The following is a 12,570-nucleotide window of genomic DNA, read 5'->3' as shown; positions in this document are numbered from 1 at the left end:
TACCGATTATTGCGAGAAGCGGCGCAACGCCCCTACCTCCCCCTTGTGGGGAGGTCGCGCCGAAGGCGCGGGTGGGGGTACTGCCCCCGCCTCACCCCCCCCCCCCCCCCCCCCGGGGCCCCCCCCCCCCCCCCCCACACCCGCTTCATCGTCACCAACCTTGCCGGCGGCAAGGCCAAGGCGCTCTACGAGGACCTCTACTGCCGGCGCGGCGCCGCTGAAAACCACATCAAGTCGTGGAAGACGCATCTTGCCGCCGACCGCACCTCCTGCACCAGAGCCACGGCCAACCAGTTCCGGCTCTTCCTGCATGCCGGTGCTTACTGGCTGATGTGGGGCCTGCGCGCCGCGATGCCGAAGCGCTCGAGCTTTGCCGTCGCCCAATTCGACACGCTGCGTTTGCGCCTCATCAAGATCGCCGCGCGCGTGGTCGAGATGAAGACGCAAATCCGCCTGCACCTGCCGACATCCTGTCCCGACCAGCGCATCCTGCGCATCGTCCTCGACCGCATTCCGCGGCTCGTGACATAGCCGACGGGGCGCAGACGCCCCGGAACCGAACCCGCCGCAGACCGCAATCCGCAAACCCCCGCCTTCCATCACGACGATCAACCCCGGCGCCCGACGAGGCTCGCGCAAAAAGCGCCCAAAAGCGGCTACATCGCCGCTTCAGGCCGCCAAAACCTCATCGCCGTGCATCAAGGCGGCTAGGTCGGCCGCCGAGCACAATCTCGCGGGAGGTCAGGCGCAATGCCGCGACGCGCAGCGGCAATCTGGATTACCGGGCCAGTGCCGCCCAATGGCACGCCGATCGTGCGTCCCGGCGGCCTCGGCCTGGCAAGCTGGCGGTCAATCCGGCTCTGCGTGAATATGTGGAGGAGCGCTTGGCCGGCAAAGTCACCAACCCGCATGGCGCCTCATTCGAGGGCCCCAAGGTGGTATGGAAAAAGCGAAGGGCTGTTCACCGGCAGAGCCGGCGGTGGTCGACAGCCTGGAGCCCCGAGCAGATCGCTCATCGGCTTCAGATCGATTACCCAGAGGATCAAACCATGCGGATCAGCCACGAGACGATCTATCAGTCCTTGTACATTCAAGGACGCGGAGCATTGCGCCGAGAACTGACCGCATGTCTGCGTTCAGGCCGAGCGCTGCGCGTACCGCGCGAACGGTCCCGAGTGCGCAACAAGTCCTTCATTGGAGACGCCGTTATGATAAGCGACCGTCCGGCCGAAATTGCCGATCGGGCTGTCCCCGGACATTGGGAAGGCGACCTCATCCTTGGCCTCGGAAGCTCGGCGATCGGCACGCTCGTGGAACGAAGTTCACGCTTCACAATGCTGCTTCACCTGCCGCGCATGATGGCTATCAGCAGAGCCTGCGCATCAAGAACGGTCCACCACTTGCCGGCCACGGCGCTGAAGCAGTCCGCAGAGCCATAGCCCGATCCATGGGCAAACTTCCCGAGCAACTGCGTCAGTCGCTGACTTGGGACCAGGGAGCGGAAATGGCGCAGCACGCCGACCTGCGCATCGACACCGGGCTCGAGATTTACTTCTGCGATCCCCAAAGCCCGTGGCAGCGAGGCTCCAACGAAAACACCAACGGCTTGCTGAGACAGTACTTTCCAAAGGGCACGGATCTCAGTCGGCACACAGCCCGGGAACTGGACGCAGTCGCCCATGCTATCAACACAAGACCGCGCAAAACGCTCGGCTGGAAAACACCTGCCGAAGTCCTCGACCAGCTCCTTGGGGGACAGTATGATGCCGGTGTTGCGACGACCGGTTGAATCCGCCCTTGCTGCCTCTATCGCTGTGATGGATGAGCCCGCCTCCCCGCACGGGCCGCCGATCATGGAGAGCCTGTTCCAGAGCGTCCAAAACGAAGCTGGCATGCGCCGTCCGGCTCACCCGCCAGCCGACGATCCTTCGCGCTTAGGTGTCGATTACAAAGGCGACATAGACGAAGCCCGTCCAAGTCGCGACGTAGGTGAAGTCGGAAACCCACAGCATGTTCGGCGCCGGGGCATGGAACTGGCGATTGACGTGATCGAGAGGGCATGGTGCCGGCTTGTCGCTCACCGTGGTGCGGATCGGCTTACCGCTGATGATGCCTTCGAGGCCCATGGCCTTCATCAGGCGGGCAACCGTGCAGCGGGCAACATCGAAGCCCTCGCGCTGCAACTGCCGCCAGACCTTGCGAACGCCGTAGATGCGGAAGTTAGCCTCGAACACGCGTTGGACCTCATCCTTCAAAGCCTCATCCCGCGTCACCCGAGCCGACAGCCGGGAGGGATCGATGCGCTTGGCGACATGGTCGTGGTAGGTCGACGGGGCGATCGGCAGCACCTTGCAGATCGGCTCGATCCCATGCGCCTCGCGGTGATCGTCGATGAACGCGATCATGGCTTGAACCGGTGGTCGAGCTCCGCCTGGGCAAAATACGTGGAAGCCTTGCTAAGGATCTCGTTGGCCTGGCGAAGCTCGCGGGTCTCGCGTTCCAAAGCCTTGAGTTTCGTCGCCACATCCGTAGGCACACCGGTTTGCACGCCACTGTCGCGCTCGGCCTTCTTCACCCACTCATGCAGCGTCTGCGCCGTGCAGCCGATCTTGGCGGCGATCGACGAGACCGCCGCCCACCGCGAGGCATGCTCGCCTTCGTGATCCAGAACCAGCCGCACCGCACGGGCTCGGACCGCGGGAGAGAACTTGTTCGTAGTCTTGCTTGTCATGGCTCCACCTTCTCAGGAGTTGATGGAGTGGATGCCCCTCCCGCCAACGGCGTGGCAGAGTTGCGATCGTAGAATGGGCTGCGGATATCAGGAGGAACAACATGAACACCGTCACCATCATCGGCATCGATCTGGCGAAGCGCGTCTTCCACGCTCATGGCGCGCACGCCGACGGCAGCGTTGCATTCCGGAAGAGAATTGCTCGCTCTCAGGTCGTCCCGTTTTTGGCCCGACAGCCGACCTGTGTGGTCGCCATGGAGGCCTGCGCGAGCGCCCACGAATGGGGCCGGGCCATACAGGAGCTGGGCCACGAGGTGAGGCTCATTCCGCCCAACTACGTCAAGCCATATGTAAAGCGCCAGAAGAACGACACCGCCGATGCCGAGGCCATAGCTGAAGCGGGATCTCGACCAACGATGCGGTTTGTGGCGGTGAAGACGGAAGAGCAGCAAGCGAGGTCGATGGTGTTCCGGACGCGCGACCTCTTGGTGCGCCAGCGCACGCAACTGATCAACGCCTTGCGCGGTCATCTTGCCGAACACGGCGTCATCGCACCGCAAGGTCCGGCTCACCTGAAAACCTTGGCTGCCGCGATTGATGCCGCCAAATCTACGATGCCCCAACTGGTTGTCGACGTTGGTCGCGTCTACTTGGAGCAGGTCGATCGGTTGAGCTGCGAAGTTGCCGAGCTGGAGAAAATCCTCCGCCGCGAAGCCCAGTGCGGGGAGGATACACGCCGCCTTCAGACCATGCCGGGAGTCGGCCCGATCACGGCCATGGCGGTGGAAGCGTTTGCGCCCCCAATGTCGACCTTCAAGCGCGGCCGTGACTTTGCCGCTTGGCTCGGACTTGTGCCTATCCAGCACTCGACCGGTGGCAAGCAGCGGCTCGGCCGAACGTCTAAAATGGGCCAGCGGGACATCCGACGGTTGCTGATCATCGGCGCAATGTCCGTCATCCAGTGGGCCTCCCGCCGCGGTGCGCGGCCAGGATCATGGCTCGCCCGAATGCTGGATCGCAAACCGCTGATGCTGGTTGCCATGGCGTTGGCCAACAAGATGGCTCGCTCGGTATGGGCGATGTTGACAAAGAAAGAGGATTACCGGGATCTTGGCAGCGCGGCAGCATGAGCATGCACTCGGCGACTGCGAGGCCATGATGGGCGGCATGTGAGGAGGTCGTGAACGTCAAGGGCAAATGATCGGTCTGATCGGGATCAGGAAATGCACCGAGGCTCCAAGAGCGAAAAGCTCGTCGAGTTGATTTGCGCCTGATCCGCGTATCTCCATGACGGCCAGCGGCACCTCCGACGCCGCATCACAGGCCTGACACATGACCGCACCCGATCACATGCTCGAAGACGCGAAAGGCACTTGCATGAAACGGGGCATCCACACATGGAGCCTCCGATCAACCCGGGGCGGTTCAGACTGTGTTGGCGATCTGTATGGCGCGACAATCTGGGAAGTCGGTTCTCACTGATTGGCGTGCCGCAGATATCGGATTCGTCTGGTCATGCCTACCGATCACTCGTCGCCTGCAGGGCCGATACATCAGGGTACCGGAACTGCCCGTTTTCTGTCCGACGATGTTTGCCTGTGCATTTTCAGTGAAAAACGCTGATTTCCTGCGGGCATTCAGTTTTTTCGGAGCAAAACGCGCCGTTACATTTTGATATGGTTGCCGTAGGAAAGAAGCCGCATTGACCGGCCCGGACACAAATGGAGGAGAATTCAATGTCGCAGGAACTCGATTATCTCAGCAGCTGCATTGCCGCGGGCCGGCTGAGCCGGCGTGAATTTCTCGGCCGCGCGATGGCGCTCGGCCTCAGCGCTGCCTTTGCAAACTCCTTGCTTGTGGCCGCCGCCCGGGCGCAGGCTCCAAAAAAGGGCGGCATCCTTAGGGCCGGTCTCCAAAGCGGGCAGGCGACAGACACTCTCGACCCTGCACACGTGACCGGCAGGTCACTGGTCACTTTCGGCAAATGCTGGGGCGAGTTGCTGATGGATGTAACCCCCGACGGCGGCCTCGAATACCGCATCGCTGAAGAAATCGGCTCGTCGAAGGACGCCAAAACCTGGACAATGAAAATACGCAAAGGCATTTTATTCCACAATGGCAAGGAAGTCACGCCCCAGGACGTCGTTGCCACGCTGGAGCGACACTCCGATAAGGATTCTAAGTCAGACGCCTACGGCAGCATGCAGGGCATCGAATCGATCAAAGCCGACGGCGGTGACGTCGTGATCACGCTCAAAGACCCCAACGCTGATCTGCCCTACCTGTTGACCGCGTTCAATCTGATCATCCAGCCCAATGGCGGCAAGGACAAGCCCGGGGAGGGCGTCAGCGCGGGGCCATACAAAGTGACGGTTTTCGAGCCCGGCGTTCGGTACGGCGGGGAAAAGTTCAAGGACTATTGGCAAGGCGACAAACTCGGCCATGCTGATCAGATCGAGGTCGTCGTGATCAACGATGATACGGCGCGCATTTCGGCGCTGCAGGGGAACCAGGTCCACATGATCGACCGCGTCGGACCGAAAATCGTCGACCTGCTCAAGCGTGTCCCCGGCGTGAACATCCAGAACGTTGCGGGGCGCGCCTGTTACGTCTTCAACATGTTCTGCGACACCGCTCCATTTGACAACAACGATCTCAGAATGGCTTTGAAGCATGCTATCGACCGCGAAGAGATGCTGGACAAGGTCCTGCGGGGCTATGGCTCGGTGGGCAACGACTTCCCGGTTAACGACGCGTACCCGCTCTTTCCCGATGGCATTGAGCAGCGCGCATTCGATCCGGACAAGGCCAAGTTCCACTATCAGAAGTCGGGCCACAGCGGGCCAATCCTGCTCAGGACCTCCGATGTTGCCTTTCCTGGTGCCGTCGACGCCGCCCAACTTTACCAGCAGAGCGCTGCCAAAGCGGGAATTTCAATCGAAGTTAAGCGCGAGCCGAGCGACGGCTACTGGTCGGAGGTCTGGAAGAAGCAGCCTTTCATGATGTCGTACTGGCCCGGCTTTCCGACTCAGGATCAGATGTATTCGAGCGCCTATCAGTCTGCGGCGCCCTACAACGATACGCGCTTCTTCAATGAGAGGTTCGACAAGCTTCTTATTGAAGCACGTGGAGAGCTCGACCAGGGCAAGCGCAAGAACCTCTATCGCGAGATGGCCACAATCCTTCGGGATGAGGGCGGCGTAATCGCGCCGATGTTTAATCAGTACATCGACGCGACTGGGCGCGGCGTGCAGGGCTTCATGAAGCATCCCGCGCGGGATATGGGCAATGGCTACGCCTTGACGCAATGCTGGCTCGAAGCGTGATGGGTGAAGGGTGCGCTTAGCTGTGGAGCCTCAACAGGTTGTCCTTGGTTTGAGCGAGGCGGCTGATCGGCGGCTTTGAACCGAGGCTGCCATGGGGCCTGTGCCAATTGTCCAGACCGGAAGGTCTTGGGCTCGCCGATCTGAGGTCTCATAGGCGCGAGCATAAGCCCATTCCCTCAGAGCGGTCTGGATCAAGCGTTCGGCCTTCCGTTGGTCTTTGGCGTATATGGTCTGGTGCTGATGTGCCTGAGGCCGAGTTCCCGGCAGGCATCACGGAAGGCGAAGGCTGTGTAGCAAGGACGTAGCACCTACGGAAGGAATGATGAGAGGCAACCGAGACATCGGTGCGCGCAGCTTTTCGCTGCAGGCGCGCACCGATCGAGGTGGCCATGGCCAGTCGAAGGATCTCTAGAATGTGAATGTTCACTACCCATTCTGGAGAGACCGACCATGACCAGCCCAAATGTTATACCCGCCGATGCGATGTTGGTAGCGATCGATATCGCCAAGGTGCGCAATGAAGTCCTGATTGAAGCCCCCGGCCACAAGCGCCGCCGCCGGCTGCCGGTTCTCAACACCCGCGCAGAGCATGACCGCCTGATCGAGATTCTGCAGGCGTATGGCCAACCGGTGGTTGCGGCTTCGAAGCGACGGGCAATTATCATCGCCCTATCGCATGGCGTTTGGCTGAGGCAGGCTCCGAGGTGCGGCTGGTGTCGTCACTGGCGCTCGTCCGAACCCGGGAGGCCTTGCACAACAGTTGGGACAAGAACGATCCCAAGGATGCGCAGGTGATCCTGCACATGCTCAGGATCCAGGCGACGCAGCGCTATCACGATCCGCTGCGCGCCGGAATCAACGACGTGCAGGAACTGTCGAAGACGCATGAGGCGATCGCCAAGGCCAAGACCGAGATCCAGCACCGCATCCTGACGCATTACCTGCCGCTGTATTTCCCCGCGATTGATCGCTTCCGGGGAAACATGCGTGTTTCAGAAATTCGCGGACACCCATTCCGCTAATTCGCGGACAGCGATTTCAGTAATTACGGGACAGTGATGGAGTGCACCCCTATTGTGAGACAGATGGCTGGAGTGCACCCCTCGACTGAGACAAATAAATAGCGGACAGTTTCTGGATTGCAGGGACTGGAAATGGTTGGAAGAAAGCCGAGATTTAGCGAAGAAGAGAAACTCTCCATGCTCCTACGGATGCAAAGGGGGGAGAACGTCAGCCGGCTGGCGGATGAACTGGGTATTCACCGCCAGCGCTTATATTCCTGGCGTGAACAGTTGCGGGTGTGTGGCAATCTAACGCCGAGCCGACAGGGGCGTCCAAAGAAGCGGCCTCCCGAGGCACCACCAGATCGGCAAGCCTTGGCGGCAGGTTTTGCACTGTCGGCTGAACAGCGTCGTGCCGATGGGCTGACAAAAGCCCGTCGCCGCATTGTCGAACTTGAACGCAAGATTGGGCAGCAACAGGTTGAACTTGATTTTTTTCAAGAAGCCTTGCGGTATGTCAGGGGCAGTCAACAGCAGAAAGACGCACCTGGCGGTGCAGCGTCTTCGAAGTCATTCAAAAAATGACAGCCCATGTGCCGCAAGGCTCTCCAGGAATTGAACAGATGTGCCGTCTCGCCGGTGTCAGCAGGGCTGGATACTACCGGCACTGGCGACAGTCGGCGCCGCGTCAGGAAGAAACTGGTCTGCGAGATGTTATTCAAAGGCTGGCCTTGGCCAACCGGCACTATGGCTATCGCCGGATCGGCGCCCTTCTTGGCCGCGAGGGTTGGCAGGTAAACCACAAACGGGTGTTGCGGGTAATGGGGGAGGATAATCTCTTATGTTTGCGCACTCGGCCATTTGTGCCGCGCACTACGGATTCCCGGCACAGCTGGCGGGTGGTGCCGAACCTTGCCAGAGGCATGGAACTGACAGGCGTCAACCAGCTTTGGGTCGCCGACATCACGTATTTGCACCTTGCCGAGCAGTTCGCCTATCTGGCGGTTGTGCTCGATGCATTCAGTCGCAAGGTCATCGGATGGGCGCTCGAACTCCACTTGCGGGCCAGCCTTGCTGTCGATGCCCTAAACATGGCGATCTCCGCCCGTGTTCCGGTTCCCGGCAGTTTGATCCATCATTCGGACAGAGGAGTTCAAATACGCTTGCACCAGCTATTCTGATATCCTCCATGGGCATGGGATCCAGCCGAGCATGAGCCGGGTGGGGAACCCTTATGATAACGCACGCGCGGAAAGCTTCATGAAAACCTTGAAGCAGGAAGAAGTCGCAGGATTGGCCTATCGCGATGCACCAGATGCGCGGCGACGTATCGCGAGCTTCATTGAAGATGTCTACAATCGGCAACGGCTGCATTCAGCACTCGACTATCTCACCCCGGAAGAATACGAAAAGACCTTATCGACACCATCGGACAATGCCGCATTTGAACTCACGAGCATGAAATTGTCTCGCAATTTCTCTGTCTCACAATAGGGGTGCACTCCACGGCTGTCCGCGATTTAGCGGAACGACTGTCCCGTTTTTGCGAAATGCGCAGAAACAGCCGCAGTGATTGGTTCTTCGCCTGCCTCGATGCTTTTCCGACGCCGGCAAGCATCACGGCGCTGACGAAGGAGCATTTGTGGCAGCAGCCTGGGATGTCGTCGGCCGCAAGGTCAGCAAGATACAGATCCTCATGGATATTTACCAGACGGCGCGCACGTCGATCGGACTGCCGCTGCCGCTTGATGCTCCTGCCATTCGCATGTTTCGTATGGTCATTGCCGAAGCACGCAGCCTGATCCGTCAACGCAACGAGATCGAAGCACAGGCCGACGAACTGCTGCGGCACAGCCAAGATTACCAGATGCTGCGACAATCCCAGGCATCGGGCCGATCAACGCATTGACCGTCATTGCCGAAGCCGGAGATCTTCGCCGCTTTCACCACCATCGCCAGCTTTTCAAGTTCTGCGGACTGGATCTCTCGACACAGCAGTCCGTCAATATCGCGGCCAGACCCGCCTTTCCAAGTTCGGCAATGCGCGGCTGCGCCGCACTCTGTGGATCGCCGGGCAAGTCGCCATCCGTCAGCGTGAGAACGGCTTCCGGCACAAGTTCGAACGCTACATCGCAAGAGATCGCGACAATCCAGATCTGCGCCGCAAGGCGATGACCGCTATTACCGCCAAGATGGCGCGCGTCGTACACGCCGTCGTCAAAGGCGGTTCCAATTACCGGCCCTTCGTTGAGGGGCGGGTGGCACCGCCTCGGCAGGTAGGCCTTGCCGTCCGGTGGCCTTGACGCCTTGACGAGCGTCATGCGGCGCGTTGTCGGTGAGAACGGTATGGATCTTGTAGGGCACCAGTTCGATCAGCTTGCGCAGGAAGTCGGCCGCAACACGTCTGGTGGCGCGTTCATGCAGTTCGGCGAAGGCGAACTTGCTTACTCGGTCGATGGCTACGAACATGTAGAGCTTGCCCTCCTCGGTCCGGAATTCGGCGATGTCGATATGGAAGTAGCCGATCGGGTAAGCCTTGAACTTCTTGCGCGGCTTGGCGCCTTCGATGCCTGGCAGGGGGGCTGATGTCACGGCGCTGGAACAGCCGATGCAGACTGGAACGGGTGAGATGTGGGACCGTGGCGCATAGAGGCAATCGTCGAGCGGCAGCAGCGTATGCCTGCGGAAGGCGACAATCAGCGTTTCCTCTTCCTTTGAGAGTACTGTCGAGCGCACACCCTTCGGACCCAATCGGCGTATCGGTAACGAAGTCGCGCTTCCACTTCGTCACCGAATTGGGGTTTGTGCCGTAGCGTCCGCTCAATTCTTGGATCGAAGCTTTCGATCGCTGTATCGCAGCTCGGACCGCGTGAGTGGTCGTGGCGCTCCCGTGAGGTGTCTGTCCCAGGTCTGTCCTTGTCGATGGCGGCATCAATTCTACCATCACACCGTGGGACTAAACATCTAAGCTTCGTTAGGGGTTAGCTCTCATTTCGCCCAACAAATTTGAAACGGGGAACGCTGTACCGGCCGCCGACACTGACGGGCACCTCGCCCTCGATGGTCGCGCGACGAACGACGCGGCGCTGGTCGCCGTAATCCTTGGTCGCACAGTGCATCGTGGCTCGGTTATCCCAGATCGCGACATCACCCTGTTTCCACTTCCAGCGCACCGTGTTTTCCTGCGCAGTAATATGAGACTCAAATAGATCGAATAGCCTCTGGCCATCATATTTCGAGACGCCAACGAAACGTGCTACATAAACGCCGAGCACCAGCGTGCGCTCGCCGGTCTCGGGGTGGACGCGTACGACGGGATGCTCGGTCTCGATCATTGGTCCGGTAAAGGCATCGGCAGAAGGCCTGAGATAAGATCCGGGGAAGCTGTGAACAGCCCAGAGGTCGTCGGCAAGCCGTTGCAGCGGCAGCGGCAAGTCGAGATATGCGGCGGCCGTGTTTGACCACACCGTGTCGCCGCCCACTGGCGGGATCACAACGCCTCGCAGCACCGAAATCTTGGGATAGGCATCCATGCAGGACCAATCGATGTGCCAAATGTCAGCATGGATATCGCCGACTGCGGAATCAATCTCGAGGATCGGCGTCAGTCCCTCAGGATATGGCGAAAGCTTCCCGAAACGAAGAGCAAAGCGCTCCTGCTCGGCGTCGTCAAGATGACCCTGGTCGCGGAAGAATATGACCTTGTGCTCAAGCACCAGACTGTTTATCGCAGCGATGGTCTGGTCCGGCAAATCGGCTGACAGTTTGATGTTCCCGATTTCAGCGCCGATGCGCGCTGTGCATTTAATGACATCGGTACGTGGAATGACATTATGGATGAAGTCCATTTCACTCATGGTAGCATTCTCCAAAGTAGCGGCCTCCTTGCCTGCAAGCCTACTCAACTGTTTCAAGAAAGCATGTCACTCTGCGGACCAGACAACGGAGCCAACATTCTCGATCTGTGACACATGTTCCGATGTTGTAGGACAAATCTCTCCGACTGCCCCAAGTCGCCGTCAGAATTGTTGATCGCGACTGATTTTTCTCGTAAGAAGCGCCAACGCGGCGCTTCGCCAGCACTTCCAAATTCCGTGGTGTACATCCTTTCATCGGGCATCACGGTCGGAGGCTCTCGATGGCTCCTGCTCGATCGTTATGCTTGCTTCATAATGTTGCCTCCTCTTCGCTGGTGATTAGTTAGCATGTCTCCATTTGCTACCGCACCTACCACTCCTAGTGGGTTGGGGCGCGCTACGAGGCTGCCCATGCGCGTCAACGATACGATGCTGTCGACCCTGCCAATCGTCCGCTGGAACACTGCGCTTGAAGCCGTGCGCCAGATAGATAGCGAGATTGCCCCACTCGAGGCGAGAAGACCATCTTCTGGGAGAGAGGGAACGAGACCAGCTGCTGCGGCTCGGCGCCGATCTGGATCTCGCCTGTCACACCCGGCAGCAACATCTGCTACGCGCAAGAGATCGTTCGCAGCCTCGAGCGAGATTGTCGCCCGCATCGAAGGTTGCGTCATCGAGATGGCCCTGCATTGGCAGGGAGGGGACCACACGGCATTGAAGCTCAAGATGAACGCCGCCGGCAAGCATCGCTGGACAGTTCCTGAGGATACTTTGACGCTCGTCCGCGACTTGGCGCGCATGATGCCCGACCGCCAGATACAATCGCGCCGGCAAGCCGTAAGACCGTCGTCTAATTGCGAGATTTGCAAGCGCCTTTTTTGGTGCGGGCCGGGAGCACGGTCGTCTACGGGGTCGACATGAGTCGCCGCATCATGGGGCTTCGCGGGATGGTCCTTCCAATGTATGTCTCGCACGCTCCGAGCAAACTCGTGGTGCAACGGTCTTAACGGAATGGACCAGCCTCGGTCCCGGCAGGGACTCCTCTTCACGCCATGGGCGCTGCAGAGCTTGAGAGTTAGGCGATGGCCATCGCCCTGTTGAAGAGCTCACCTGAGCGGAGCATCGCATGCATGAGACGGCGAGCTTGCGGGCCACAGCGACAGCGGAGCGTTTGAAGCCAATCTTCTCGCGTAGTTTTATACCCCAATTGCGCAAGTCGCTGTCGGCCCGGCTGCGAGTCAGGATCACTACCGCAGCTTCATAGAGAAGCGAACGCACATGGGTGTCTCCGCGTCGGGAGATATGGCCGTCATAGTCTACTTCGCCCGACTGATAGCGCCGCGTCGTCAACCCCAGCCAGGCGGCCACCGAGCGCGATCGCTTGAAGTTCGCTGGATCCTCGACGGCAGTTAGGTAGGCAGTGGCTGTGATCGCACCAACGCCGGGGATCGACATCAGCAACTGACATTTCTGGTTTCTACGCGCTTCGGCGAGGAGCTGCTGCCCCAACCTAGCCGCCTTGATGCACGGCGATGAGGTTTTGGCGGCCTGAAGCGGCGATGTGGCCGCCGTTGGGCGCTTTTCCGCGAACCTCGTCAGGCGCCGGCGGTGATCCGTCGTGATGGAAGGCGAGGGTTTGCAGGTTGCGGTCGGCG

At 59.9% G+C, this 12,570-nt stretch carries 7 protein-coding genes, 7 pseudogenes and 1 other annotated feature; of the genes and pseudogenes, 9 read left to right on the top strand and 5 right to left on the bottom strand.

Annotated features, from left to right (window positions below; all coding sequences use genetic code 11):
• Nucleotides 1-531: transposase (locus NKI52_RS32050; RefSeq protein ID WP_352700799.1), on the top strand; the 531-nt coding region annotated here is incomplete at its 5' end.
• Between the two features lie 158 nt (nucleotides 532-689).
• Nucleotides 690-1,789, top strand: a pseudogene (locus tag NKI52_RS32045) (IS30 family transposase); the annotation flags it as partial.
• A gap of 13 nt (nucleotides 1,790-1,802) precedes the next feature.
• Here NKI52_RS32045 and NKI52_RS32040 read toward each other — a convergent pair.
• A pseudogene (locus NKI52_RS32040) lies at nucleotides 1,803-2,731 on the bottom strand (IS3 family transposase); the annotation flags it as partial.
• Nucleotides 2,331-2,447 (bottom strand) — a sequence feature (AL1L pseudoknot). It overlaps the preceding pseudogene by 117 nt.
• Before the next feature lie 101 nt (nucleotides 2,732-2,832).
• Here NKI52_RS32040 and NKI52_RS32035 point away from each other — a divergent pair.
• Together NKI52_RS32035 and NKI52_RS32030 are read left to right on the top strand one after the other, a co-directional pair.
• Nucleotides 2,833-3,861, top strand: coding sequence for an IS110 family RNA-guided transposase (locus tag NKI52_RS32035; protein WP_352700798.1), 1,029 nt, complete (start codon nucleotides 2,833-2,835; stop codon nucleotides 3,859-3,861).
• 606 nt (nucleotides 3,862-4,467) lie between these two features.
• Nucleotides 4,468-6,057, top strand: a complete 1,590-nt coding sequence (locus tag NKI52_RS32030) for an ABC transporter substrate-binding protein (RefSeq protein ID WP_352700797.1) — start codon at nucleotides 4,468-4,470, stop codon at nucleotides 6,055-6,057.
• A gap of 16 nt (nucleotides 6,058-6,073) precedes the next feature.
• Here NKI52_RS32030 and NKI52_RS32025 read toward each other — a convergent pair.
• Nucleotides 6,074-6,353 (bottom strand): annotated as a pseudogene (locus NKI52_RS32025) (integrase core domain-containing protein); the annotation flags it as partial.
• A gap of 154 nt (nucleotides 6,354-6,507) precedes the next feature.
• On the opposite strand from NKI52_RS32025, the pseudogene NKI52_RS32020 reads away from it, so the two are divergent.
• The 5 genes and pseudogenes from NKI52_RS32020 to NKI52_RS32000 form a co-directional block, all read left to right on the top strand.
• Nucleotides 6,508-7,046 (top strand): annotated as a pseudogene (locus NKI52_RS32020) (IS110 family transposase); the annotation flags it as partial.
• 150 nt (nucleotides 7,047-7,196) lie between these two features.
• Nucleotides 7,197-7,643 carry a transposase gene (locus NKI52_RS32015; protein ID WP_352700796.1) on the top strand — a complete coding sequence of 149 codons (447 nt, stop codon included), beginning with the start codon at nucleotides 7,197-7,199 and terminating at the stop codon, nucleotides 7,641-7,643.
• Nucleotides 7,640-8,239: an IS3 family transposase gene (locus tag NKI52_RS32010; protein ID WP_352700795.1), complete on the top strand. Its 600-nt coding sequence runs from the start codon at nucleotides 7,640-7,642 to the stop codon at nucleotides 8,237-8,239. The genes NKI52_RS32015 and NKI52_RS32010 overlap by 4 nt, the downstream gene beginning before the upstream one ends.
• A complete protein-coding gene (locus NKI52_RS32005) occupies nucleotides 8,193-8,552 on the top strand; it encodes an integrase core domain-containing protein (RefSeq protein WP_352700800.1) in 360 nt (119 codons plus the stop codon). Before NKI52_RS32010 ends, NKI52_RS32005 begins: the two co-directional genes overlap by 47 nt.
• 59 nt (nucleotides 8,553-8,611) lie before the next feature.
• A pseudogene (locus tag NKI52_RS32000) lies at nucleotides 8,612-9,361 on the top strand (transposase); the annotation flags it as partial.
• A gap of 25 nt (nucleotides 9,362-9,386) precedes the next feature.
• Here the strand turns inward: NKI52_RS32000 and NKI52_RS31995 are convergent.
• The 3 genes and pseudogenes from NKI52_RS31995 to NKI52_RS31985 form a co-directional block, all read right to left on the bottom strand.
• Nucleotides 9,387-9,966, bottom strand: a pseudogene (locus NKI52_RS31995) (DDE-type integrase/transposase/recombinase); the annotation flags it as partial.
• Nucleotides 9,967-10,039: 73 nt separating this feature from the next.
• Complete coding sequence (locus tag NKI52_RS31990; protein ID WP_352700794.1) at nucleotides 10,040-10,915, bottom strand: TauD/TfdA dioxygenase family protein; 876 nt, start codon at nucleotides 10,913-10,915, stop codon at nucleotides 10,040-10,042.
• A 1,075-nt stretch (nucleotides 10,916-11,990) separates the two neighbouring features.
• A pseudogene (locus NKI52_RS31985) lies at nucleotides 11,991-12,436 on the bottom strand (transposase); the annotation flags it as partial.
• Nucleotides 12,437-12,570: the final 134 nt, after the last annotated feature.

Origin of the sequence: Mesorhizobium sp. M0590 (genome assembly GCF_040320905.1) — a bacterium.
In the GTDB taxonomy this organism is placed as follows: Bacteria; Pseudomonadota; Alphaproteobacteria; order Rhizobiales; family Rhizobiaceae; genus Mesorhizobium.
The sequence above is the reverse complement of the archived record's forward strand: the minus strand, read 5'-3'. Positions and strand labels throughout refer to the sequence as shown.